Source organism: Chloroflexus sp. (assembly GCF_056331925.1).
Genome location: NZ_JBWGQH010000010.1, coordinates 24,029 through 47,309 on the forward strand (window position 1 = coordinate 24,029; position 23,281 = coordinate 47,309).

Annotated in this window: 21 protein-coding genes; 19 read left to right on the plus strand and 2 right to left on the minus strand. The window is 54.9% G+C overall.

All coding sequences use genetic code 11. The features are described from left to right. Positions 1–204 precede the first annotated feature (204 nt). The 3 genes from AC01ZF_RS06935 to groL are packed head-to-tail and all read left to right on the plus strand — an operon-like array spanning position 205 to position 2,726. Complete coding sequence (locus tag AC01ZF_RS06935; protein WP_424676305.1) at positions 205–735, plus strand: DoxX family protein; 531 nt, start codon at positions 205–207, stop codon at positions 733–735. A gap of 54 nt (positions 736–789) precedes the next feature. Beyond that, positions 790–1,083: a co-chaperone GroES gene (groES, locus tag AC01ZF_RS06940; protein ID WP_012616334.1), complete on the plus strand. Its 294-nt coding sequence runs from the start codon at positions 790–792 to the stop codon at positions 1,081–1,083. 5 nt (positions 1,084–1,088) lie between these two features. Further along, positions 1,089–2,726, plus strand: a complete 1,638-nt coding sequence (gene groL, locus AC01ZF_RS06945) for a chaperonin GroEL (RefSeq protein ID WP_424676306.1) — start codon at positions 1,089–1,091, stop codon at positions 2,724–2,726. A 193-nt stretch (positions 2,727–2,919) separates the two neighbouring features. On the opposite strand, the gene efp is transcribed toward groL, so the two are convergent. Continuing rightward, positions 2,920–3,489, minus strand: a complete 570-nt coding sequence (efp, locus tag AC01ZF_RS06950) for an elongation factor P (RefSeq protein WP_012616332.1) — start codon at positions 3,487–3,489, stop codon at positions 2,920–2,922. A 441-nt stretch (positions 3,490–3,930) separates the two neighbouring features. On the opposite strand from efp, the gene AC01ZF_RS06955 reads away from it, so the two are divergent. The 3 genes from AC01ZF_RS06955 to AC01ZF_RS06965 all read left to right on the plus strand — a co-directional run bounded on the left by AC01ZF_RS06955 (position 3,931) and on the right by AC01ZF_RS06965 (position 6,799). Beyond that, positions 3,931–4,887 carry a D-2-hydroxyacid dehydrogenase gene (locus tag AC01ZF_RS06955; RefSeq protein ID WP_424676307.1) on the plus strand — a complete coding sequence of 319 codons (957 nt, stop codon included), beginning with the start codon at positions 3,931–3,933 and terminating at the stop codon, positions 4,885–4,887. A gap of 54 nt (positions 4,888–4,941) precedes the next feature. Continuing rightward, on the plus strand, positions 4,942–6,138 hold the full coding sequence (locus AC01ZF_RS06960; protein ID WP_424676308.1) for an aminotransferase-like domain-containing protein: 1,197 nt from the start codon (positions 4,942–4,944) through the stop codon (positions 6,136–6,138). A gap of 280 nt (positions 6,139–6,418) precedes the next feature. After that, complete coding sequence (locus AC01ZF_RS06965; protein WP_424676309.1) at positions 6,419–6,799, plus strand: GxxExxY protein; 381 nt, start codon at positions 6,419–6,421, stop codon at positions 6,797–6,799. 218 nt (positions 6,800–7,017) lie between these two features. Here the strand turns inward: AC01ZF_RS06965 and icd are convergent, their stop codons facing one another. Next, a complete protein-coding gene (gene icd, locus AC01ZF_RS06970; protein ID WP_476575233.1) occupies positions 7,018–8,820 on the minus strand; it encodes an NADP-dependent isocitrate dehydrogenase in 1,803 nt (600 codons plus the stop codon). A 303-nt stretch (positions 8,821–9,123) separates the two neighbouring features. Here icd and AC01ZF_RS06975 point away from each other — a divergent pair, with 303 nt between their 5' ends. The 13 genes from AC01ZF_RS06975 (at position 9,124) to AC01ZF_RS07035 (ending at position 23,249) form a co-directional block, all read left to right on the plus strand. Then, positions 9,124–9,480, plus strand: a complete 357-nt coding sequence (locus AC01ZF_RS06975; protein ID WP_012616327.1) for an NADH-quinone oxidoreductase subunit A — start codon at positions 9,124–9,126, stop codon at positions 9,478–9,480. Further along, entirely contained in the window at positions 9,471–9,995 is a 525-nt protein-coding gene (locus AC01ZF_RS06980; protein WP_424676310.1) for an NADH-quinone oxidoreductase subunit B, read from the plus strand. The genes AC01ZF_RS06975 and AC01ZF_RS06980 overlap by 10 nt, the downstream gene beginning before the upstream one ends. Position 9,996: 1 nt before the next feature. Beyond that, positions 9,997–10,515 (plus strand): NADH-quinone oxidoreductase subunit C, encoded by a 519-nt coding sequence (locus AC01ZF_RS06985; RefSeq protein ID WP_424676311.1) that lies wholly within the window; start codon positions 9,997–9,999, stop codon positions 10,513–10,515. Between the two features lie 2 nt (positions 10,516–10,517). Then, positions 10,518–11,753, plus strand: coding sequence for an NADH dehydrogenase (quinone) subunit D (gene nuoD / locus AC01ZF_RS06990; RefSeq protein WP_424676312.1), 1,236 nt, complete (start codon positions 10,518–10,520; stop codon positions 11,751–11,753). A 230-nt stretch (positions 11,754–11,983) separates the two neighbouring features. Next, entirely contained in the window at positions 11,984–12,676 is a 693-nt protein-coding gene (locus AC01ZF_RS06995; protein WP_424676313.1) for a complex I 24 kDa subunit family protein, read from the plus strand. 35 nt (positions 12,677–12,711) lie between these two features. After that, a complete protein-coding gene (nuoF, locus tag AC01ZF_RS07000) occupies positions 12,712–14,016 on the plus strand; it encodes an NADH-quinone oxidoreductase subunit NuoF (RefSeq protein ID WP_428113622.1) in 1,305 nt (434 codons plus the stop codon). A 162-nt stretch (positions 14,017–14,178) separates the two neighbouring features. Further along, a complete protein-coding gene (gene nuoG, locus AC01ZF_RS07005; protein ID WP_424676315.1) occupies positions 14,179–16,890 on the plus strand; it encodes an NADH-quinone oxidoreductase subunit NuoG in 2,712 nt (903 codons plus the stop codon). A 13-nt stretch (positions 16,891–16,903) separates the two neighbouring features. Further along, positions 16,904–18,127 (plus strand): NADH-quinone oxidoreductase subunit NuoH, encoded by a 1,224-nt coding sequence (nuoH, locus tag AC01ZF_RS07010; protein WP_424676316.1) that lies wholly within the window; start codon positions 16,904–16,906, stop codon positions 18,125–18,127. Positions 18,128–18,199: 72 nt separating this feature from the next. Continuing rightward, entirely contained in the window at positions 18,200–18,697 is a 498-nt protein-coding gene (gene nuoI / locus AC01ZF_RS07015) for an NADH-quinone oxidoreductase subunit NuoI (RefSeq protein WP_012616319.1), read from the plus strand. 95 nt (positions 18,698–18,792) lie between these two features. Beyond that, entirely contained in the window at positions 18,793–19,299 is a 507-nt protein-coding gene (locus tag AC01ZF_RS07020; protein ID WP_424676317.1) for an NADH-quinone oxidoreductase subunit J family protein, read from the plus strand. Further along, positions 19,299–19,601: an NADH-quinone oxidoreductase subunit NuoK gene (gene nuoK / locus AC01ZF_RS07025; protein WP_287908885.1), complete on the plus strand. Its 303-nt coding sequence runs from the start codon at positions 19,299–19,301 to the stop codon at positions 19,599–19,601. Before AC01ZF_RS07020 ends, nuoK begins: the two co-directional genes overlap by 1 nt. A 6-nt stretch (positions 19,602–19,607) precedes the next feature. Next, positions 19,608–21,536, plus strand: coding sequence for an NADH-quinone oxidoreductase subunit L (gene nuoL, locus AC01ZF_RS07030; RefSeq protein WP_424676318.1), 1,929 nt, complete (start codon positions 19,608–19,610; stop codon positions 21,534–21,536). A gap of 135 nt (positions 21,537–21,671) precedes the next feature. Further along, positions 21,672–23,249 carry a complex I subunit 4 family protein gene (locus tag AC01ZF_RS07035; RefSeq protein ID WP_424676319.1) on the plus strand — a complete coding sequence of 526 codons (1,578 nt, stop codon included), beginning with the start codon at positions 21,672–21,674 and terminating at the stop codon, positions 23,247–23,249. The last annotated feature ends 32 nt before the right edge of the window (positions 23,250–23,281 follow it).

Genomic DNA, 23,281 nt, shown 5'->3' on the forward strand with positions numbered 1-23,281 from the left:
CAACCCACTTGTCAAGAGGTGTTGCTCACTTTCGTGCACAATTATTCCCTGATAGACACCGTTCACTTCTAACGGATTACTAACACTCCGCTGATAGCGATCTAACATCGCTTCTTTATTTACTCAGGTGTACGCCTTACTTGTCATCACCGTTGTATCGCTACGTGCCGATGCACGCTGATGATCAGAAGGAGGTGATTCGCCATGACGATGGATCTTGGCCTGCTCATCCTGCAAGTGGTCATCGGTTTGCTGATGATGGGGCACGGTGCGCAGAAGTTGTTCGGCTGGTTTGGTGGTCAAGGCTTACGCGCCACTGCCGATTGGCTGGCAAGCATGGGGCTACGTGCGCCGCGCTTTTGGGCGCTGATGGCCGGTCTGGCTGAGTTTGGCGGCGGTTTGCTCTTTGCACTTGGCCTCTTCCATCCGATTGGACCTCTCGCCATCATCGCGGTCATGATCGCGGCGATTGCCCTCGTCCACTGGTCGCACGGTCTGTGGATTAGCAACGGTGGGAGCGAGTATTCTCTCGTGCTGACCGTGCTAGCGTTGGTGATGGGGTTGTGGCAACCCGGCGCATATACCCTCGATCGGGTGTTGGGTATCGCTTTGCCGCAACCGCAGACCTTCTGGGTCGGTCTGATCATCGTGCTGCTTGGTCTCGCGTTCGCGCTGTTCGGACGCCAGCATCGTGCGATGGCAACGCCGCATAGCGCCGGTCAAGCTACCAGCTAAGCAGGTGTGGGCGTCATCCAACCCGACGCCCACATAGTCGAGAGGAGGTATCCCGTGCAAGTAAGACCACTTCACGATCGCGTTGTCGTGAAACCAAAACCCAAAGAGGAGAAGACCAAGGGCGGTATCTTCCTGCCGGATACCGCGAGCAAAGAGCGCCCGATGGAGGGCGAGGTTATTGCGGTTGGTCCGGGCCGGCGTGCCGATGACGGTAAGATTATTCCAATGACAGTGAAGGTTGGTCAACATGTGTTGTACGCTAAATACGCCGGTACCGAGTTTAAAATCGACGATGAGGAGTATCTGATCCTGCAAGAGAAGGATATTCTGGGTATCATCGAGGAGTAGGCAATATGGCGAAGCAACTGATCTTCGATCAGCAAGCTCGTACTGCACTCAAACACGGTATCGATACACTCGCGCTAGCAGTCAAAACGACGCTCGGCCCCCGTGGCCGCAATGTTGCCCTCGATAAAAAATGGGGTGCGCCAACCGTCACCCACGACGGTGTGAGCGTAGCGAAGGAGATTGAGCTGAAGGATCCGTTCGCGAACCTTGGCGTGCAACTGCTTAAGCAGGCCGCTGTTAAGACCAACGATGTTGCTGGTGACGGTACCACGACGGCGACTGTGCTTGCCCAAGCGATTATCAATGAGGGCTTGAAGCTGGTAGCCGCCGGCGCGAACCCGATGCTGCTCAAGCGTGGTCTTGATAAAGGTGGCCAAGCCTTGGTAGCCCGCATCAAAGAGCAGGCGATTACCCTCAAGACCCGCGATGAGATCCGCAATGTTGCCACCATCTCGGCCCAAGATGCCGAGGTTGGTGAGTTACTGGCGACCGTGATGGATAAGATCGGTCGCGACGGCGTCGTGACGGTCGAGGAGGGTAAGAGCACCCATCTCGAGCACGAGTTGGTCGAGGGTATGCAGTTTGACCGTGGTTATATCTCGCCCTACTTCATCACCGACTCGGCTCGTATGGAGGCGGTGCTCGATGAACCCTACATCCTGATTACCGACAAGAAGATCAGCTCGATCAAGGATTTGTTGCCGATCCTTGAAGCGGTGCTGAGCAGCGGCAAGAAGGATCTCCTCGTCATCGCCGAGGATGTTGATGGTGAGGCTCTGGCGACGTTGGTCGTCAACAAGTTGCGTGGTACCCTTAATGCCCTCGCCGTGAAGGCCCCTGGCTTCGGTGATCGGCGCAAGGCGATGCTGCAAGATATTGCGATCCTCACCGGCGGTACCGTTATCTCCGAGGAGATTGGCCGCAAGCTCGAAAGCGCTACTCTGCAAGACCTTGGCCGCGCCCGCCGCGTCAAGGCCGATAAGGATAACACCGTGATTGTTGAGGGTCACGGTGACAAGCAAGCCATCCAAGCCCGCATTGCCCAGCTCAAGCAGCAGATCGAGACTACAACTTCGGATTACGACCGCGAGAAGTTGCAGGAGCGTGTCGCGAAGTTGTCGGGTGGTGTGGCCGTGATCAAGGTCGGTGCGCCGACCGAACCGGCGATGAAAGAGCGCAAAGCCCGCGTAGAAGACGCACTCAACGCGACTCGAGCCGCGGTTGAGGAGGGTATCGTTCCCGGTGGTGGTGTCGCACTTCTCAACGCCATCCCAGCACTCGATAACGTCACTACTCAGTTTGACGAAGAGCGCATGGCGCTCAGCGTCCTGCGCCGCGCCCTCGAAGAGCCACTCCGCCAGCTCGCAACCAATGCCGGCGAAGATGGTTCGGTGGTGGTCGAGAACGTGCGCAACGAGCAACGGAAGCACAACAACAACCACTACGGTTACGATGTCATGACCGGTACGTATGTCGATCTCATGCAAGCCGGCATTATCGACCCGGCCAAAGTGGTGCGCACCGCGCTAGAGAATGCAATTAGCGTCGCCGGTATGGTGCTGACGACCGAGGCGTTGATCGTCGAGGCTCCTGAACCCAAGAAGAACAACAACACGCCACCAATGCCGGACGACGATTTCTAATCCGGTGACGAATCCTGTAAAGCCGCACGGCTGTGCGGCACCCCAACTATAAGGTGATCGCGATCAATGGGTAGCGCCGCACGGCTGTGCGGCACCCCAACTATAAGGTGATCGCGATCAATGGGTAGCGCCGCACGGCTGTGCGGCGCTACGGTTATACCGTGATCGTAATGAACACCGTATGGCGGTATCGTTACACCCGCGTAATGTATTCACCGGTGCGCGTATCGATCTTCAACACGTCACCCTCATTGATAAACGCCGGTACTTCAATCACCGCCCCCGTCTCTAACGTAGCCGGTTTGGTGACGTTCGTCGCCGTGTCGCCGCGTACCGCCACCGTCGTCTCAACAACCTTCAAATTGACAAAGATCGGCAACTCGACACCGATAATCTGATCCTTCTCGGCGTCGTATACAAGGTCAACCGTCTCATTCTCTTTCATAAACTTCACCGCATCACCGACCAACTCCGCCGAAACCGGAATTTGATCGAAGGTATCGTTGTCCATAAAGACGAAGCTGTCGCCTTCGCGGTAGAGATACTGCATCGGACGGCGCTCGATACGCACAATGTCGATCTCTGCACCGGCCCGTACTCGATCTTCAATGACTTTACCAGTAGTTAGACTCTTCAGCTTCATCCGCACGAAGGCGCGCCAGTTGCCTGGCGCAACGTGCTGAAACTCAACGACCTGATACAGATCGTTGTTGTACCGAATGACGATACCGTTACGCAAATCTGAAGTTGTTCCCGCTGCCATGTGAATATGCTCCTCGTGATCACGCTTTTTGTGACAATACAACACAAGCCGGGTAGGACTCGCTTCCCGGCGAATGCTATCACTATAGGCGGAAACTCGATTCTACGCAAGTTGTCACCCCAGTGATAAACACATTCTCTACGCCCTCCGCGCTCTTTGCGTGAGCAATCTTTGCGCCCTTTGCGCTCTCTGCGCCTTTGCGTTACCGCCTTTGCGCCCTTTGCGCTCTCTGCGCCTTTGCGTTACCGCCTTTGCGCCCTTTGCGCTCTCTGCGCCTTTGCGTTACCGCCTTTGCGTAAGCGGCCTGTGCGTGAGCAATCTTTACGCCTTTGCTCCCTCCGCGTTCTTTGCGTTAAGAAAACCGTTCTCTTGACCGATCAACCAATTGCTTACGTTCGGTACAATACTCCTAAAGCCCTACAATTTCCTTGAGGAGTCTCCATGAAACTCGTATTACCCAGTTTATTGCGTGATGAACTCCTTCCCCGTGTGAAAACCGTCGCGCCAGAAGCGACCATCGTCTGGTATGATCAGAATGGTGAATCAGACGCACCAATTAACGATGCAGAGGTCCTGCTTCGCTGGTTTTTTCCCCCCGAACAGTTAGCCGGCTTTATCCGCCGCATGCCAGAGCTACGTTGGCTACATATCCCTCGTGCCGGGGTTGATGGTTTACTCATCCCCGAAGTGATCGAGCGTGACATCATCGTTACCAATTCTGCCGGTGTCCACGCCATCCCCATCAGCGAATTCGTAATGCTCTTTGCCCTCAGCCATGTAAAGCAAGCCACCCGTCTGCATCAATTACAAGCCGCTCATCAGTGGCGCGAACACGATCTCCAATTGCGCGAACTGGCCGGATCAACTATGCTCATTATCGGTCTCGGTCAGATCGGGCAGGCCATTGCCACACGCGCGAGCGCCTTTGGAATGCGAGTCTGGGGTTCGCGCCGCACACCACGCCCGACTCCCGGAGTCGAACGGGTGGTAGGTGAAGGGGCATGGAGAACACTGCTCCCGGAGGCCGATTTTGTCGTCATCGCAACCCCACTAACACCGTTCACCCGTGGCATGTTTGGGCGAGAGGAACTGGCGCTGATGAAGCCAGATGCCTACCTGATCAATATCGCCCGTGGTGAAATCATTGACGAAACGGCATTGATCGAAGCCCTCCATAATCGTCGGATCGCCGGAGCCGGCCTCGATGTCTTTACCCAAGAGCCATTGCCGCCCGACAGTCCATTTTGGACATTGCCGAATGTCTTTGTGACGCCACATATCTCATGGAATTCTCCATTTATCCGTTCCCGTACACTTGATCTCTTTATCACGAACCTGCACGCTTTCATCCACAACGAGCCAATGATCAACGTGGTTGATAAGCAAGCCGGGTATTGATACCATATCCGTGTGCAGCCAACACATGGTCTGTGACAGAAGGAGTATATGTTCATGTCTTCAACTGTTGATCGTCTGACCGATCTCTTCGCGACTCGGGTGCGTGAAATTGTGCCGCCACTCTTTGGGGCTGCTGGCGAGCCGGTCCGACCGCTAATCAGCCTTGCCTATGGATTAGCCGACCCCGCCCTCTTCCCCCGTGCTGAGCTGATGGCTGCCGCTACCCAAGTGTTAGCTTACGAAGCGGCCGAATCGCTCAACTACGCGATGTCGTACCCCGGTTTGACCGACCAGATCGTGGCTCGTTTACAGGCTGAAGGAGTCGATGCCCAACCCGAACAGGTATTAGTTGGTTACGGTTCTGGTCAGATTTTAGCTCTATTGCCTGAAATCTTTGTTGAGCCGGGTGACATCGTGATCATCGAGGGTCCGAGTTTTCTCGGTGCGGTCAAGCGCTTTGTCCAGAGCGGTGCCCGACTGATAACAGTGCCGGTCGATGAGCACGGCATGAACGTTACCGTGCTAGCCGATGTCTTATGCAGGTTAGCCGCAGAGGGTCGGCGACCAAAGTTTATCTACACGATTCCCACCTTCCACAATCCTACCGGCGTAACGCTCAGCCTCGACCGACGACGACAGCTTGTGACGTTAGCCGCCGAATACGGCGTACCCGTCATCGAAGATGATGCCTATATCGATCTTCGGTTCAGTGGTGAGCCACTACCATCACTGGCTGCACTCGACCAGGCCGGTTGGGTGATCCGGGTTGGTACCTACTCCAAGATACTTGCGCCTGGCTTACGTATTGGCTGGGTGCATGCCCGTCGGGAAATCATCGACCGGCTCCTCATGGTCAAAGCCGAAGGCACCACCGGCCCATTTATTACCCGTGTAGTTGCCCGCTACTGCGCCGATGGCCGTCTCGAACGGCATATTACCGAGCTACGCCGGCACTATGCTGCAAAGTGTCACGTGATGGTTTCAGCAATTCAGCGTTATTTTCCCGCCGAGGCACATTTTGTCAGACCTGAAGGGGGCTTTTTTATTTGGGTTACGTTACCTTCAGGGGTTAGCGCTCAGGCCTTATTGACCGCCGCTCACGCCCGTGGTACCGAATTTTTGCCCGGCTCTGCCTGCTTCGCCGAACCCGGTCAAGGTGATAATGCCATCCGTCTCGCCTTTAGCCTCCAAAGCAGTGAACGGATAGAGCAAGGGATCGCCGCAATCGGTGCTGCATTCGGCGATCTGTAACTCAAAGACGCGAAGGGGCGATACACAAAGACGCGAAGGGGCGATACACAAAGACGCGAAGGGGCGATACGCAAAGACGCGAAGGGGCGATACGCAAAGACGCGAAGGGCGCAGAGAGCGCGGAGAGTTTTGTGGGAGAATAACAGTACTCTTACATGCCAATACTCGCCTCTTCGCGCCTTAGCGTTCTCCGCGCCTTTGCGTTTTTGCCGCGAATCCTTTCACCTGTTCAAACGGTTTTACTTAATGAGGAGGCAAATCTACATTCAAGAGTTACACCATGAACGAAAACATTCTCAGCCACCACATCATTGCTGCTGCAATCGAAGCACATCGTAATCTTGGCGGACCGGGCCTACTCGAGCGTATCTACGAAGAAGCACTAGTATGGGAATTATCACAAGCCGGCATTCCAGTTGAACAACAAAAATATCTGCCGATCAAGTACAAAAACCAAACACTGGCAACCCCACTCCGCATCGATCTCCTGGTGGGTGGATTAGTCATCGTCGAATGCAAAGCCGTGAATTTCTACAACGAGGTGTTTACGGCGCAAGCACTCACTTATTTGCGGTTGTCCGGTCTAAAGCTTGCCCTCGTCATCAATTTCGGTGAGCGGATGGTAAAAGATGGTATTCATCGTGTTGTAAATCGCCTGTAACGCGGAAACGCAAAGACGCAAAGTGCGCAGAGGGTTTTTGGTAGAGGAAGGAGCGCGCTTGTGTGACTCCAACCCTTTGCGCGCTTCGCGTGCTCTGCGCCTTTGCGTTAATCGGCAGTGCGCAGAGGGTTTTTGGTAGAGGGCGGGGCGCGCTTGTGTGACTCCAACCCTTTGCGCGCTTCGCGTGCTCTGCGCCTTTGCGTTAATTCTCTGCGTTTCTATTCCGCCACGTGACTAAAGATATCGGTCTCCGAGATGATCCCAATCGGCTCACCATTCTCAACCACGGCCAACCGGCGAATATTACGCTCGACCATCAGCGCCGCACACTCGGCGATAGAAGTCTCCGGGCTAACACTCAGCAAGGGCCGTGTTGTCAGATCACCGACAGTCAAACCATCAACCGCTCGACCCTCGCGCACGACCTTCTTCAACACGTCGCGCATGGTCATAATGCCCCACTGTCCACTCGCATCCGGCTTAACAATCACCGAGTGGATATTGCGCCCACGCATATAGATCGCCGTTTCGCGCAACGATGCCTCAGCCGGTACCGCTACCACGGCCCGCGTCATTACCGCCCCCACGCTATCGTGCGGATAAACCTTACCATCAGCTCGGCGCAGAATCTCTGGTCCGAAGGTCGCTTCAGGATGGGGCACGTGACCGGCAGCGATCTTCTCCATATTAGCAATGATCAAGCTACCGAACTCTGAGGTCTTCACCTCGCGTGCCCCTTCCATCAACCGGGCGAAGTCATAGGTCACCGTCTTGTCGGCAATCGTGCGCTCAAGCCCGGCAATAATAAGGTCAGCAGCTTCCGTCCAACCCATATAGCGCAGCATCATCTCTCCCGACAAAATCACCGAACCGGGGTTCACCTTGTCGAGATCGGCATACTTCGGTGCCGTACCATGGGTCGCCTCGAAAATGGCGTGACCGGTCACATAGTTGATGTTACCGCCGGGTGCGATACCGATCCCACCGACTTGCGCTGCCAACGCATCCGAGAGGTAGTCGCCATTGAGGTTTGGCGCGACGATAACGTCAAATTCGTCTGGCCGGGTCAGCACTTGTTGGAAGATAATGTCGGCGATGGTGTCTTTGACCAGAATCTTGCCACTGGCTAGCGCCTCTTTCTGCTCGGCGTTAGCTGCTGCTTCGCCACGTGCCGCTTTCGTGCGCTCCCACTGTGCCCACGTATAGACATAATCACCAAACGCTCGCTCGGCATATTCATACGCCCAATCGCGAAAGGCCCCCTCGGTGAACTTCTGAATGTTCCCCTTGTGCATAATGGTAATGCTCTTCCGCTTGTAATTAATCGCGTATTGAATAGCCGCCGCCATAATGCGCTCGGTACCGATTCGGCTGATTGGCTTAATACCAATCCCGACTTCGATCTTACCTTCTGGTTCCTCACCGATCAAACGGCGAAACTCGTCGGTCTGTTCAGGGGTGCCAAACCGAATCTTCGCGAAATCCTTTGGGAATTCACGCTGTAAGAATTCGATGATCTTGGCCGCCTCTGGACTACCACCACGATACTCAATCCCGGTGTATACATCCTCCGTGTTCTCACGGAAGATGACCATGTCAACCTTTTCGGGGTGCTTAACCGGCGACGGTACACCGGCAAAGTGTCGTACCGGTCGCTGACAGACATACAGGTCGAGATGCTTGCGCAGCGCTACGTTGAGTGAGCGGATACCGCCGCCAACCGGTGTTGTGAGCGGTCCCTTGATTCCAACTAGATACTTCTGGAACGTCTCAATGGTCTCATCGGGTAGCCAGTTGCCGGTCTGTTGGAAGGCCTTTTCGCCGGCCAATACTTCCAGCCACTCGATTTTGCGCTTGCCACCATAAGCCAGTGCTACCGCAGCATCGAAGACCCGCACACTGGCCCGCCAAATATCGCGACCGGTACCATCACCTTCAACGAAAGGAATAATCGGGTGATCGGGCACTTGTAGGCGCCCGTTGACGATTTGAATGGCTTCGCCTTTTGGCGTGGGATTCATAGTTCGACTCCTTCACACCTTACAATAGATTGCGGCCTGTATTATAGCCGACAATTGTTCTCTTGACGACTCTCACGCCACAACATTTTCCTGCACGAATTTGATGGGCATCGCCGTGCGGAAAAGCCGTTATCCGTGCAATGTATGTTCCTGTCTTTACATTGTTTCCCACTTTTGCAGACAGATCGCACAAGAAACTTCCTTAGATCGTTCGCATTGACACAACCCTGAAGACAAGTATAATTCCCTTGACACCTCTGCCCGCACCGGCAGGCCGGCGCTCTGCATACTGTGAGGCTGCGTATGCTTGAATCATACATTCCGGTTCTGATCTTGTTTCTCATCGCCGTCTTCATCGCCGCCTTTGTCATCACACTCTCTGCACTGCTTGGTCCGCGTCGCAGTACGCCGCGCAAGCTGGCACCCTATGAGTCAGGAATGAATCCGATCGGGCAGGCAATCCGACGTATTCCGGTTAAGTTCTATGTCGTGGCGATGCTCTTTATCGTCTTCGACATCGAAGTCGTCTTCTTTTACCCCTTCGCACTGGTGTTTCGCCAGCTCGGGCCGGCCGGTTTGGTTGTGATGGGTGTCTTTTTTCTCGTACTGATCGTCGGCTTCGTCTATGAATGGAAGAAAGGGGCCTTGCGATGGGAATAGAAGAGAAGGCCGGTAATCTTGGTATTGTCACGACGACCCTCGAGACGGTCGTGAATTGGGGCCGTACCAATGCGATGTGGCCGTTGTTGTTCGGGTTAGCCTGTTGTGCTATCGAGATGATGGGGGCGCAGGCGAGTAACTATGACCTATCACGGTTTGGCATGGAGCTGAACCGTGCGTCACCCCGCCAAGCCGATCTTATGATTGTCGCCGGGCGTGTGTCGCGTAAAATGGCGCCGGTCGTGCGTCGTCTGTATGATCAGATGCCTGAACCGAAGTGGGTCATCGCCATGGGCGATTGCGCAGCATGCGGTGGTATCTTTAACAACTACGCCATCGTCCAGGGCGTCGATGAAGTGGTGCCGGTCGATGTCTATGTCGCCGGTTGCCCACCGCGTCCCGAAGCCTTGATCGATGGCATTATGATGCTGCATCAGAAAGTGATGCGCGAGAAGCTTAGCGGGAAGAAGGAAGCTCCGATCCGCATTGATCGGCCACTTGTGCAGGTGAAGTAGTATGAACAATCAGACGGTGCTCACCGTATTGCGTGATCGGGTTGGGAAAGACATTGTGGCCGTGAACGAGTTTCGTGGCGATTTAAGCGTGACGCTGACTCCCGCCGGCTATCTGGCTGCTGCCCAACTTCTCCGTGACGATCCGGAATTAGCGTATACGTTCCTCGAAAATCTGTGTGGCGTTGATTATCTCGGACGCAAGCCGCGCTTTGAAGTCGTGGCTCATCTGACCAGCATGCGCCATCGCCATCGGGTTTGTCTGAAAGTGGGATGTGATGAGCCGAACCCTACGGTCCCCTCGTTAACACCACTGTTCCCGACGGCGAACTATCAGGAGCGTGAAACGTTCGATCTGTTGGGCATTACGTTCACCGGTCACCCTTCGCTGACCCGCATTTTGCTGCCCGAGGACTGGATTGGGCATCCTCTGCGTAAGGATTATCCGTTAGGCGAGGAAGAAGTTGCCTTTACGTTTAATCAGGACCGAATCTACGCGCACAAGCCGTTCGCGAAGGAGTAGCCATGACTGAACCGATCACGGTGCCGACGCCACAGCAGATCATCGAGCCGGCAGTGACCGGGCGTACCGAGACGATGGTGCTAAATATGGGGCCGCATCATCCGAGTACCCACGGTGTATTGCGGCTTGTGTTGGAACTTGATGGCGAAGTGGTGGTGAATGTCGCTCCCGATGTCGGCTATCTCCATACCGGCATCGAGAAGACGATGGAGAGTAAAACTTACCAAAAGGCGGTAGTTCTGACCGACCGCATGGATTATCTGGCTCCGCTCTCGAATAATCTCTGTTATGCACTGGCCGTTGAGAAGCTGCTCGGTGTTGAGATACCTGAACGTGCCCAGATTGCCCGTGTCCTGCTCACCGAGTTGCAGCGGATCGCTTCGCATTTGGTCTGGCTCGGTACGCACGCCCTCGATCTCGCGGCAATGAGTGTCTTCCTCTATGCCTTCCGTGAGCGTGAGCAGATCCTCGATATTTTCGAGTTGGTTTCCGGCGCGCGTATGATGACCAGCTATTTTCGGATCGGTGGGCTGGCTTACGATCTGCCCGCCGATTTTATTCCTACCGTTGAGCAGTTCCTCGCCATTATGCCGTCGCGGATTGATGAATACGAGGATTTACTGACGGCCAACCCGCTTTGGCTCGAACGGACGGTTGGGGTCGGTGTTATTGATGCCCAATCGGCAATTGCCCTTGGTCTGACCGGCGCCAATCTGCGCGCGACCGGCGTTGCTTACGATGTGCGTAAGGCAATGCCCTATAGTGGCTACGAGACGTATTCATTTGAGATTCCGGTGGGCAAGAATGGCGATATCTATGATCGCTACCGTGTTCGGGTTGCTGAAATGCGCCAAAGCGTGAAGATTGTGCAACAGGCAACCGAACGATTGCGCGAGTTGGGACCTGGTCCCGTGATAACTCCTGATCGTAAAGTTGCGCCACCGCCTAAGCGTGAGATTACCGAAAGTATGGAGTCGCTCATTCACCATTTTAAACTGTGGACCGAGGGCTTCAAGCCACCGCGTGGCGATGCCTATGTAAGCATCGAATCACCCCGTGGTATTCTCGGTTGCTATGTGGTGAGTGATGGTAGTCCCAAACCGTGGCGTGTCCATTTCCGCGCACCGTCATTTATCAATCTTCAGAGTCTGGCGCATATGGCTAAAGGTCGGCTGGTGGCCGATTTGGTTGCATTAATCGCCAGCCTCGATCCAGTCCTCGGTGAGGTGGATCGCTGACGGGTTTGATGTGTGGGTTAGGGATTGGTGCCTTTAACGCAAAGATTGCTCACGCAAAGGCCGCAGAGGAAGCAGAGGACGCTAACGCAAAGGCCGCAGAGGAAGCAGAGGACGCTAACGCAAAGGCGCAAAGGGGGCAAGGGACGCAAAGGATGGGTTCTCCTTGCTCACCACGTGGAAGCGGGGGCTGGGGAGAGGGACCTCATGGCGAGGAAACCACGGAGGAAACAGTGACGCTACGCGAAACTTATCAAACTGAAATCGAGTCGATTATCGCGCGCTACGCCAGTAAGCGCAGTGCAGTCTTGCCATTGTTGTACCTTGCTCAAGATACCTACGGCTATCTCACCGATGATGCTATCTGTGAAGTAGCCGCGATCCTTGAATTACCACCGACCGATGTCTACGAAGTGGTCGGTTTCTATACACTCTTTTACGACCGTCCCGTTGGGACGTGGGTGTTGCAAGTCTGTGATGATGTGCCATGTTGTTATTGTGGCGCTGAAGAGTTGATAGCAGCGCTCAAGCAGACACTCGGTATCAACGAGGAAGAGACAACACCTGATGGTATGTTTACCCTGCAACGGGTGAAGTGTTTGGCCGCCTGTGACCGCGCACCGGTTCTCCAGGCCAACCTCAATTATGTGTATGATGTAACCCCCGAACGAGTGCAGACGTTGCTCGCCGATTTGCGGGCCCGAGCTGCTGAAGCACGCAAACAGGGTGTGAGCGGCCGTTTTGCCGAAGATTATGAGTTTACCCGCGATGGCCGTCTTGTCCAGATCGAACGCTTTTCACCGTATCGGCCACGCGAGTTTGTGAACGAACCACCGGTTACACCGACGACACCACCACCGGCGGTGGCTCCTGAGGCTGATGCCGGTCTTGAACGCCCTGATACGCGCAAGGCTTCGCCGTTGTGATACCGCGTTGGTAGCGCGCTAGAAAGATGGATACGATGGGGTTGACCGAACATATTATCATGCGGGAACTTGACATCCCTGATATTTCAGATTTTGCCGTCTATCGGCGTCATGGCGGTTGGGAGGCGTATCGCTATGCCCTCACCGAGAAGACGCCGGCCGATATTGTGCAAATGGTGAAGGACTCCGGTCTCCGTGGCCGTGGTGGCGCCGGTTTTCCTACCGGAATTAAATGGAGTTTTTTGCCTAAGGGGGTCTATCCGCGGTATCTCCTCTGCAATTGTGACGAATCGGAGCCGGGAACATTCAACAATCATCAGATTATCGACAAAAATCCACATCAGCTTATTGAAGGCGTCGCTCTTTCCGCGTTCGCCATCGAGGCCAATACAGCGTACATCTATATGCGCGGCGAGTTTGCCGCTGCGGCACGCACGCTTGAACGAGCAATTGCGCAGGCCTACGAAGCAGGTTTTCTGGGTAAGAATATTCTTGGTACCGGTTTCGATCTCGATATCTATGTGCATCGTGGTGCCGGTGCATATATTTGCGGTGAAGAAACTGCATTGATGGAGTCGTTGGAAGGTAAAATTGGTCAGCCTCGCTTGAAACCCCCCTTTCCGGCAGTCGCTGGATTATACGGTAAGCCGACAATTATCAACAATGTTGAGACTTTGGCGAATGTGCCGCGGATCGTCGAGAAGGGAGTGGCTTGGTACCGTTCCCACGGCACCGAGAAAAGCCCCGGTACAAAATGTTTCTCGCTGAGCGGTCATGTGAATCGGCCCGGTAACTATGAGCTACCTTTTGGTGTTCCTCTCCGCGAGTTAATCGAGTCGCCCGAATATGGTGGTGGGATGAAAGGTGGTCGTCCGGTGAAGATTATCATTCCCGGTGGCGCTTCCGCACCATGGTTGACCGCCGATCATCTCGATGTGCCGCTCGATTACGAAAGTTTGGCGGCTGCCGGTTCGATGCTCGGTTCTGGGGCAGTCATTGTGCTCAACGATACCGTCTCGGCTCCACACCTCGCCTACAAGATGGATGAGTTCTTTAAGCACGAGAGTTGTGGGAAGTGTACGCCCTGCCGCGAGGGTACCCATTGGTTGGTGCGAGTACTCCATCGTATGGTGGAGGAAGGTCACGCGACTGCGGCTGATATTGATACCCTCCACGGCATTTATCGCCAAATGGCCGGGAATTGCTTCTGTCTGCTTGGTGAAAGTGCGGTGATGCCGATAAAAAGTGCATTGCAGCTCTTCCCACATGAATTCGAGACGCTGGTTAAGCGGAGTGTTGGTCATAATGGACACCATATTCGGCTGACAGCTCACCGGTAGGACAAGCGCAACACGGTGAGTTGGGGATTGGGATATCTTGACCGCCGGGGTAGGTTCCCTTCCGCTTACACAGCGGGAGCGGGTCAAATTACCGCCTCCGTGGGAAAGAGTCTGGGACGAAGGGCCAAAGGTACACCCGCTACTAGAATAGGGTAACGTACAATGTCAGATGTGACGCTTACCATCGATGGTGTGCAAGTAACGGTGCCTGCCGGTACTAATATTGTGGACGCAGCCCGTCAGGCCGGAATTGCGATCCCGGTGTTTTGTTACCATCCACGCCTAAAACCGGTCGGTATGTGCCGTATGTGTTTGGTTCAAGTCGGTACGCCAAAGATCGATCCGGCGACACGTCAGCCGGTGCTCGATGCTAACGGTCAACCTGTGATCACAATGATGCCAAAGTTGCAGACGGCCTGTACCACACCGGTTAGCCCTGGTATGGTGGTAAAAACAACCACCGAAGAGGTGAAGTTCGCCCAGCGTGGCATTCTCGAATTTCTGCTGACCTCACACCCACTCGATTGTCCGGTATGCGATAAGGGCGGTGAATGCCCGTTGCAGAACCTGACGATGGGTTGGGGGCCGGCAGTTTCACGTTTCGATTACAACGATAAGGTCCATTTTGAAAAGCCGGTTAAGCTCGGCGATCTGATCTATCTCGACCGCGAACGCTGTATTCTCTGCGCGCGCTGCGTGCGTTTCCAAGATGAAATTGCCGATGATCCGGTGCTCGGTTTCGATAATCGTGGCCGTAACTGGATGATTATCTCAAAATCGGACCCACCCTTCAACAGCAAATTTTCCGGTAATACAACCGATATTTGTCCGGTGGGGGCGCTGACTAGCAGTGACTTTCGCTTTAAGGCACGGGTATGGGAGTTGCAGAGTAAGCCGGTGATCTGCACCTTGTGCCCGGTTGGTTGTAATTTGACCTTCGATATGCGTCACGATCGGCTGATGCGGGTGATGCCCCGTGAGAACGCGGCCGTCAACGATATTTGGATCTGTGACAAAGGACGCTATGGCCATCGCTTTATCGAGTCGCCGGACCGCCTGACCACACCGTTAGTACGGCGTGATGGCAAACTGGTTCCGGTCAGTTGGGATGAGGCACTCGAAGTGGTGGCCGATCAATTGACGATAGTTCGGACACGTTATGGGGGGAATGCGTTAGCCGGGTTGGCCGGAGCACAGCTTAGCAACGAGGATCTCTACCTGTTCCAACGCTTGCTACGTGAGCTGGGAAGCGAGAATATCGATACCGGGATCGGTGGACCGGCGGCGTTACCTCCCGACGAGATGGGTGGGTTGCTAGCACCTGGCCCAGAGACGGATTTGAGCAAACTGGGTACCGGAGCGGTGGTGCTGGTGGTAGGAGCCGATCCTGAAGAAGAAGCACCTCTCTATATGCTACGTCTGCGCGGTATTGCTCAGCGCGGCGGTAAACTGATTGTCGCCGGACTACGCCCGACGAAGCTCGAACGCTCGGCAACGACGGTGGTGCGGTATGCACCGGCAGGTGAGCTGGCGTTTGCCCAAGGTTTGCTTAAGGCAGCCTTAGAGAACGGTGCTAAGCTGGCGACGCTTGAACGGATGCAGGGCTGGCATGAATTGCGCCGATCATTAAGTCAGGCTAAGCTGGCCGATTTTGCTACTGCGTGTGGCTTAAGTGAAGCCGTATTGACCTCAATTGCCCAGAGTTTCCTCACTGCCGAGCACAGTCTGATCGTCTACGGTTGGGAAGCGCGGAGTGCCGGTCTGGCCTTGGTCGAGACACTGGCTGCGCTGATGATCTTGACCGGCAAGGTGGGGAAGGCCAATAATGGTATGATCGCATTGTTGGCGGGCGGCAATAGCCGCGGTGCAATCGAGATGGGTGTGCGCCCCGATGCCGGGCCTGGGTACGAGCCACGTAAACAACGCGGGTTGGATGCCAACGGCATCTGGGCGGCGGCTCAAACCGGTAAGGTGCGGGCCATTTGGCTGGCCGGTGTCGATCCGGCGGCTAAACTACCTGCCGCACGTGCTGCCCTCGATGCTGCTGAGTTTGTAGTTGTGCAAGACCTCTTCCTCACCGCTAGTGCCGAACTGGCCGATGTTGTGTTGCCGGCGGCAAGCGTCGCCGAACGTGAAGGCTCCTACACTAATGCCGAACGGCGGGTGCAGCGTTCGCGGCAAGCCTGTTCGCCGGTTGGTGAGGCTCGCCCCGATTGGCAAATTGTGGCCGCAGTTGCTAATGCGCTGGCAATGGTCCCGATTGGGGGTGGACGTAACGGGTCTATCCCTGTGAAAGGAGAAGCTTGGGAGTATGTGGTCGCATCTGATGTAGCCGATGAGATCGCCGCTCAGGTACGAGGCTATGCCGGCATCACCTACGCTGCACTGGCCGCTACCGGTACCGGTGGCGGTTGGGGGCGTCAGTTTGATGACGCCATCTATTACGACGGAACGAGTTATGCCAACAGTGAAGGTGTTGGCCTGGTCTTGCCGTCCTTGGCGGCGATGGCCTCCTCGCGGCTGACCTTCACCGGCGCGACCACACCATTTACCGATGAACGTCCGCTCCTGTTGCTCGAACAGGTGTTGGCTTACGATGGCGACCGCCATCTACGTGGCTCGAAGCTACAAGGGTTGATCCCACCCGGCTACGTTGCTATCAGTACCGAGGATGCGGCGAAGCTGAATATTCATAGCGGTGATCGGGTGCGTCTCACTTCAGCCGCCGGCGAATTGGTGATCGCAGCACGGGTGTCGGCCGATTTGCCGGCAGGAATTGTCTTGTTGCCGGCAGGTTTGGCCGATGTCGCGGCAGCGACCATCGAAACTGGGCCACGGACACGGGTAAGTCTGGCTAAGGTGGTGATGGGGTAGCAAGGAAGCGATTATGGATTGGCTTACCATTCTGATTATCGTTATTCAATGTTTTGTGATCACGCTGGCCGTGACTACCGCCTTTGCCTATCTAACCCTGTTTGAGCGGCGGCTGTTGGCCCGATTGCAAAACCGTGTTGGTCCTAACCGGGCCGGGCCGGCCGGTTTTTTACAACCGGCTGCCGATGCGGTCAAGCTGTTCTTCAAAGAGGATATTGTGCCGGCATTGGCTGATAAGCCGGTCTACTTATTGGCTCCGGCATTAGCAGTGATACCGGCATTGATCATCTGGGCGGTCATCCCATTTGGTTGTCTCAACCTGAACTGGGATTATCAAGCGTGTTATGATCCCAATCGCACCAATCTGTGGAATATTCTACAGATTACCGATTTGAATATTGGGGTTCTGTACATTCTCGCGATAACGAGTATTGGTGTGTACGGAATCACCCTGGCCGGTTGGGCTTCAAACAACAAATATTCGATGTTGGGTGGGATCCGTTCCTCGGCCCAACTCATTTCGTATGAGTTAGCACTGGGATGCGCGGTGCTGAGCGTGGTAATGACATACGGTACGCTCTCGACCCACGAGATCATCGCCCAACAGCGTGGTTGGTTGTGGGGCGTCATTCCCCAACTGCTCGGCTTCTTCCTCTACATGATTGCCGCTACTGCCGAAGTGGTGCGGGCGCCGTTCGATTTGGTCGAAGCCGAACAAGAGCTGACCGGCGGTTACAACACCGAATACGGCTCGATGAAGTTTGCCCTCTTCTTCATGGCCGAATACATCAAACTGATCGCCGTTTCGGCATTGACCGTCACCTTCTTCTTCGGTGGTTGGCATTTCCCCGGTCTCGACATCCTCGGCCGTGAAGTGACAGCACTGGCCGGGCCGGTTGCCGGTAGCATTGTCTTCGGGATTGTCTCGCTCGGTTCATTCTTGCTCAAGGTGGTTGTGTTCCTCTTTATTTCGGTCTGGATCCGGGCTTCATGGCCGCGTCTGCGCTACGACCGTCTGATGGATCTGGGGTGGAAGTGGTTGCTGCCGTTGGGTCTCCTTAATCTCGCCTACACCGCCGTGGTGATAGTGCTCATTCCCGATCGGGTCGTGCATTCGTGGGTTTTGTTTGGCCTCGGTGCATTGACGATTGCGATTGCGATTGGCTTCAACCGTACTCCCAAACCGGTTGACAATGTGACGTTAGTCGGCGATATTCAATTGCCGCATGGGAATTAGCGTGCGTTGTCAGAGGAATATCATATGGTAGAACGGCACGGGTAGTCTGTAACCCGCTGAAAGGATAGAGCTATGATCAAAGAACTGGTCAAGGGGTTAGGCACAACGCTACGTTATCTATTTAAACCGCCGGTTACTGTTCAATATCCTGAAGTGAAGCGACCGGTGCGGGAACGGTTTCGGGGTCGTCACGAACTCAAACGGTTCGCCAACGGTCAAGAACGCTGTATTGGATGTGCGCTGTGTGCCGCCGCTTGTCCGGCAGATGCAATTTTAGTCATACCGGCGGAAAACGATCCGGCTAATCCTCGTTCGCCCGGTGAGCGCTACGCTGCCGTGTATGAGATCAATATGCTGCGTTGTATCTTCTGTGGGTACTGCGAAGATGCCTGCCCGACCAACGCGATTGTGCTCGAACATCAGTACGAACTCAGTTTCTATGATCGCCGTGCTGCGATCTATACCAAAGAGATGTTGTTAGTTCCTCCGGACAAGGGGCACGGTGAGCCGCCGCCGATTTTGCAGCAGCTTAATCGCCAGCCTAGCCCGCCGGCAAAGATTGATCTGTGATCAGGTTGGTTGCTACGGGGATGCGGTTGCCCGCAAAATCGGTCTCATCCGGCTAGCTTTGCGCCTGCAAACCCGTCCCGTATGGAGCGCGGTGTATGGAATTGATCTTGTTTTTGATTACGGCGCTGATCGCAATTGTTGGGGCAGTCGCGATGGTGGTATCGCGCAATGCGGTGCATAGCGCACTCTTCCTACTACTCAACTTTGCCGCTATTGCAGTGCTCTTTCTTCTCTTGTATGCCCCATTTCTCTTCGCGATCCAGCTTACCGTCTATGCTGGTGCGATCATGGTGCTCTTCTTATTTGTCGTCATGTTGTTGGGCGCTGAAAAGGTCGAAGATGCACCTGACCGTATCGCATGGCAGCAGCCGTTGGCCTTGGTACTCGGTTTGGCATTATTGGTCGTAGCGGTTGTGGTTGGGTTAGGCGGTGCTACCACCCCTCCACCCGACGGTGCAGCGCTCGTGTCGTTTACCGATCCGCGTTCACTGGGTGGATTACTCTTTACCGATTATTTGCTCCCGTTTGAAGTAACCGGCTTTATTCTGCTGATTGCTGTGGTGGGCGTTGTTGTGTTGAGTCAGCGCGGGAGGAAAATCTGATGGTGCCCACGTCGTATTATGTGCTGCTCAGCGCCATCTTGTTTACCATCGGCGTGCTCGGTGTGTTACTACGACGGAATGCAATTGTGATCTTTATGTCGGTCGAATTGATGCTAAATGCGGCGAATTTGGCCTTGGTAGCTTTTGCGCGTGAGCGGCTTGGAGTTGAAGCACAGGTGATAGTCTTTTTTGTCATTACGGTGGCCGCTGCTGAAGTAGCGGTCGGTTTGGCGCTGTTGGTATCGATTTTCCGTACCAAACGTACAGCAGATGTGGATGAAGTCAGTACATTGAAGGGCTAGCCAACCATGGAACTGTTGATCTGGCTGATACCGCTGCTGCCATTTATAGGTTTTTTGTTAAACGTGTTTGTGATTCGTCGCGAGCGTGAGGCAGGATTGGTGGCGAGCGGTATGGTTGCGGCAGCGTTTGTAGTGACGCTGATCGCGGTCAGTATGTTGGCCGGCATGCCACCGGAAGAGCGACGGATTGTGAGTACGGCGTGGGAATGGATCAATACCGGTAGTTTTCGAGTGCCGTTTGCCGTGATGTTCGATCCGCTGACGGCAGTCATGGCGCTGTTGATTACCGGTGTTGGTGCGCTCATTCACGTCTACTCGATCGGCTATATGCACGGTGATCCGCGGGTGGTGCGCTATTTCGCCTACCTCAATTTGTTCGTCACCATGATGCTCTTTCTGGTGATGGCAAATAATTTGTTGCTGCTCTTCCTCGGATGGGAAGGTGTCGGTCTGTGTTCGTTCTTGTTGATCGGGTTCTGGTTCGAGCGCAAATCGGCCAGCGAAGCGGCAGTCAAAGCGTTTGTCGTTAACCGAATTGGTGATGCGGCATTTATTTTAGCGATGTTGGCCATCTTTGCCTATTTTGGTACCCTCAACTTTTACGGCGATGGCGAAAGTGGTCAACTCGGTTTTCTCGAGCGGGTGAGCGATATTGCCGGTTTGCGGATTGGTCCTACGTGGCAGCCAATCTTTGCAAGCACAGCGATCTCGTTTCTCCTACTGATCGGGGCAACCGGTAAGAGTGCACAATTCCCACTCTTCGTCTGGCTCCCTGATGCAATGGCCGGTCCTACACCGGTGTCGGCACTCATCCACGCCGCGACTATGGTGACCGGTGGGGTGTACCTGATGGCGCGTACCGAACCGCTCTTCGTGGCCTCGTTTACAACGCAAGGCTGGGTGGCATGGATCGGGGCGTTGACTGCGCTGCTCGCCGGTACGGCGGCAATGGCTCAATGGGATATTAAGCGAGTGCTGGCGTATAGTACTGTCTCCCAATTGGGTTTTATGGTGGCAGCGTGTGGTATGGGAGCGTATGTCGCCGCAATTTTTCACTTGTTAACCCACGGCATTTTTAAAGCACTGCTCTTTCTGGCTGCCGGTTCGGTCATCCATGGGACACATGATACCCAAGATATGCGGCGTATGGGTGGCTTGAAGGATGCGATGCCTATCACCTTCCGCACCTATCTAATTGGGGCGTTGGCGCTGGCCGGGATTATCCCGTTTGCCGGCTTCTGGAGTAAAGATGAAATATTAGCGCACGCGGTGAGTCATGGGCACACTCCGATCTTCTTGATCCTCTTCCTCACCTCGTTGCTTACCGCCTTCTATATGGGTCGGCAGGTTGCGTTGGTCTTCTTCGGGACACAACGTGATCCGAGCTATCATCCGCACGAAAGTCCGTCGGTGATGACGGTACCGCTGATCGTGTTGGCTGTTGGGGCGGTCATTGGTGGTGCCATCAATCTACCGGTGTTGCACTGGTTGACCGACTGGCTCGAACCGGTGTTGCACGAGCAGGCCGGCGAATTTAATCTGTGGCTGGCGTTGGTAGCCACTATCGGTGCAGTCGGTATGGGCTATCTTGGCTGGTGGGTCTATACCGTCAACGCGGCTAAGATCAAGATTGGCGGTAAAGACCCAGCCTACCGCTACAGCGGTGATATTTGGGAAGGGATGGCGGAAGCGTGGTACCTTGATCGCTTCTACCAGCGCACGGTGGTTGCCGGTTTCGAGCGGCTGGCCGATTTTCTCGCCCTCGTGTTCGATCCGCAGGGTGTTGATGGATTGGTGATGGGTATTGGCCGCTTCTTCGGTGGTTTGGCCAATGGGGTGCGTGCCTTGCAAACCGGCTATGTGCGCACCTATGCGCTCGTCTTCACCGTCGGCGTGTTACTCGTTCTTGGCTTTATGCTCTGGTTTGCCCGCTAGGCGCAACCGGTGGCGCAACCGGATCGGGTGTCTGGCAATCTGATTGCCGGTCGCGCCGCGCTGCGTCCGGTGTGGGATGGCCGGGGCAGCGGTTGACAACCAGCTTGTTGATACGCTGCTCCATAGGGGAGATTTATGAATCAGCTAGGCTTTCCGCTCCTCTCGCTCATCCTTTGGTTGCCGGCAGCCGGCGCCTTGGTGCTGCTCTTTGTGCCGCGCGCCAATGCCGAGCTGGCCCGCCGGGTATCACTTGCCACGATGGTGGTCGTCTTTTTGCTCTCGCTCCTGTTGCCGCTGCGGTTTGAAACAAATCCGCTCCAGACAACTGTCGTCGGTGCATCGCCGGTCATGCAATTTGTCGAAGAAGTGCCTTGGTTGCCGATTGTTGGCGCAACTTATAGTTTGGGCATTGATGGGATCAGCCTCTGGTTGGTCATGTTGACCACCTTTTTGGGGCCGATCGTTGTGCTTTCGACGTGGGATTCGGTGCATAAAGATGTGCGTAACTTCCAGATTCTGCTGCTGATCTTGCAGACGGCCATGATCGGCGTCTTTCTCGCGCAGGATCTCTTGTTATTCTACCTGTTCTGGGAGTTTACCCTTATCCCGATGACCTTCTTGATCGGTATTTGGGGTAGTCAGAACCGAATTTACGCAGCGCGTAAGTTTTTTCTCTACACATTTGCCGGCTCAGTTTTCATGCTGTTGGCGTTAATTGCATTGCATATCCTGCACCGTAATGCGATTGCCGAAATTGAGCCTGGATTTCGCGGTACCTTCAGTTTTAGCCGGTTTGTTAGTGATTTGCGCGCCGGTCGGCTGACCCTTGATAGTCTCACCGAGCGGCTGCTGTTTGGCGCATTTTTCCTGGCCTTTGCCGTCAAAGTACCGCTATGGCCGTTCCATACGTGGTTACCCGATGCCCACGTTGAAGCGCCGACCGCCGGTTCGGTGGTACTGGCAGGGGTGTTGTTGAAGCTGGGCGGCTACGGCATGATTCGCTACAATTTGACGCTCTTCCCGGCAGCCTCGCAGTGGGCAGCACCGGCACTGGCGATACTTGCCGTGATCGGTATTATTTACGGCGCGGCTGTTGCCTTTGCTCAATCGGACATGAAAAAGTTGGTCGCCTATTCGTCGGTGAGCCATATGGGGTTCGTCGTTCTGGGAATCTTTGCCCTCAACACCGAAGGAATTAGCGGTGCTGTGTTGCAGATGGTCAATCATGGTCTCAGTACGAGTGCGCTCTTTTTGATGGTCGGTGTGCTCTATGAACGGCGACATACTCGCGAATTGGCAGCCTACGGCGGGTTGTGGAAGGTAATGCCGGTCTTTGCCGCTTTCAGTCTGCTGGTTGCGCTTTCGTCGGCCGGTCTACCGGGTCTCAACGGTTTTGTTGGTGAGTTTACGATCATCACCGGCGCATTCTGTTCACCTTTGCTGGGATGGATCTACGTTGCCTTTGCCGTCGGCGGTGTCGTATTGGCCGCCGCGTATCTGCTCAAACTCTTCCGCTCGCTCTTTATGGGTGAGGTACATCAGCCGGATAATACGAAGCTGCCCGATTTGAATCGGCGTGAGCTAACGACATTTGCGCTTTTGAGCATTCCTATTGTATTGATCGGCATCTATCCGGTGTTCTTCTTCAATGGAATGCAGTATAGTGTGGCTGCACTCGTAGCAGATTTGATGGCGCAAGTGGCGGGGAGTTGATGAACCGGAATATGATCTTCTAAAACGTATTG

Coding starts and splice junctions, on each gene's coding strand:
- AC01ZF_RS07035 (WP_424676319.1), top strand. CDS start 21,672: ATGAATCAGCTAGGCTTTCCGCTCCTCTCGCTCATCCTTTGGTTGCCG.
- AC01ZF_RS06975 (WP_012616327.1), top strand. CDS start 9,124: ATGCTTGAATCATACATTCCGGTTCTGATCTTGTTTCTCATCGCCGTC.
- efp (WP_012616332.1), bottom strand. CDS start 3,489: ATGGCAGCGGGAACAACTTCAGATTTGCGTAACGGTATCGTCATTCGG.
- nuoI (WP_012616319.1), top strand. CDS start 18,200: ATGATCAAAGAACTGGTCAAGGGGTTAGGCACAACGCTACGTTATCTA.
- nuoK (WP_287908885.1), top strand. CDS start 19,299: ATGGTGCCCACGTCGTATTATGTGCTGCTCAGCGCCATCTTGTTTACC.
- AC01ZF_RS06985 (WP_424676311.1), top strand. CDS start 9,997: ATGAACAATCAGACGGTGCTCACCGTATTGCGTGATCGGGTTGGGAAA.
- icd (WP_476575233.1), bottom strand. CDS start 8,820: ATGAATCCCACGCCAAAAGGCGAAGCCATTCAAATCGTCAACGGGCGC.
- AC01ZF_RS06960 (WP_424676308.1), top strand. CDS start 4,942: ATGTCTTCAACTGTTGATCGTCTGACCGATCTCTTCGCGACTCGGGTG.
- nuoH (WP_424676316.1), top strand. CDS start 16,904: ATGGATTGGCTTACCATTCTGATTATCGTTATTCAATGTTTTGTGATC.
- nuoG (WP_424676315.1), top strand. CDS start 14,179: ATGTCAGATGTGACGCTTACCATCGATGGTGTGCAAGTAACGGTGCCT.
- nuoL (WP_424676318.1), top strand. CDS start 19,608: ATGGAACTGTTGATCTGGCTGATACCGCTGCTGCCATTTATAGGTTTT.
- groL (WP_424676306.1), top strand. CDS start 1,089: ATGGCGAAGCAACTGATCTTCGATCAGCAAGCTCGTACTGCACTCAAA.
- nuoF (WP_428113622.1), top strand. CDS start 12,712: ATGGGGTTGACCGAACATATTATCATGCGGGAACTTGACATCCCTGAT.
- AC01ZF_RS06980 (WP_424676310.1), top strand. CDS start 9,471: ATGGGAATAGAAGAGAAGGCCGGTAATCTTGGTATTGTCACGACGACC.
- AC01ZF_RS07020 (WP_424676317.1), top strand. CDS start 18,793: ATGGAATTGATCTTGTTTTTGATTACGGCGCTGATCGCAATTGTTGGG.
- AC01ZF_RS06965 (WP_424676309.1), top strand. CDS start 6,419: ATGAACGAAAACATTCTCAGCCACCACATCATTGCTGCTGCAATCGAA.
- AC01ZF_RS06955 (WP_424676307.1), top strand. CDS start 3,931: ATGAAACTCGTATTACCCAGTTTATTGCGTGATGAACTCCTTCCCCGT.
- AC01ZF_RS06935 (WP_424676305.1), top strand. CDS start 205: ATGACGATGGATCTTGGCCTGCTCATCCTGCAAGTGGTCATCGGTTTG.
- nuoD (WP_424676312.1), top strand. CDS start 10,518: ATGACTGAACCGATCACGGTGCCGACGCCACAGCAGATCATCGAGCCG.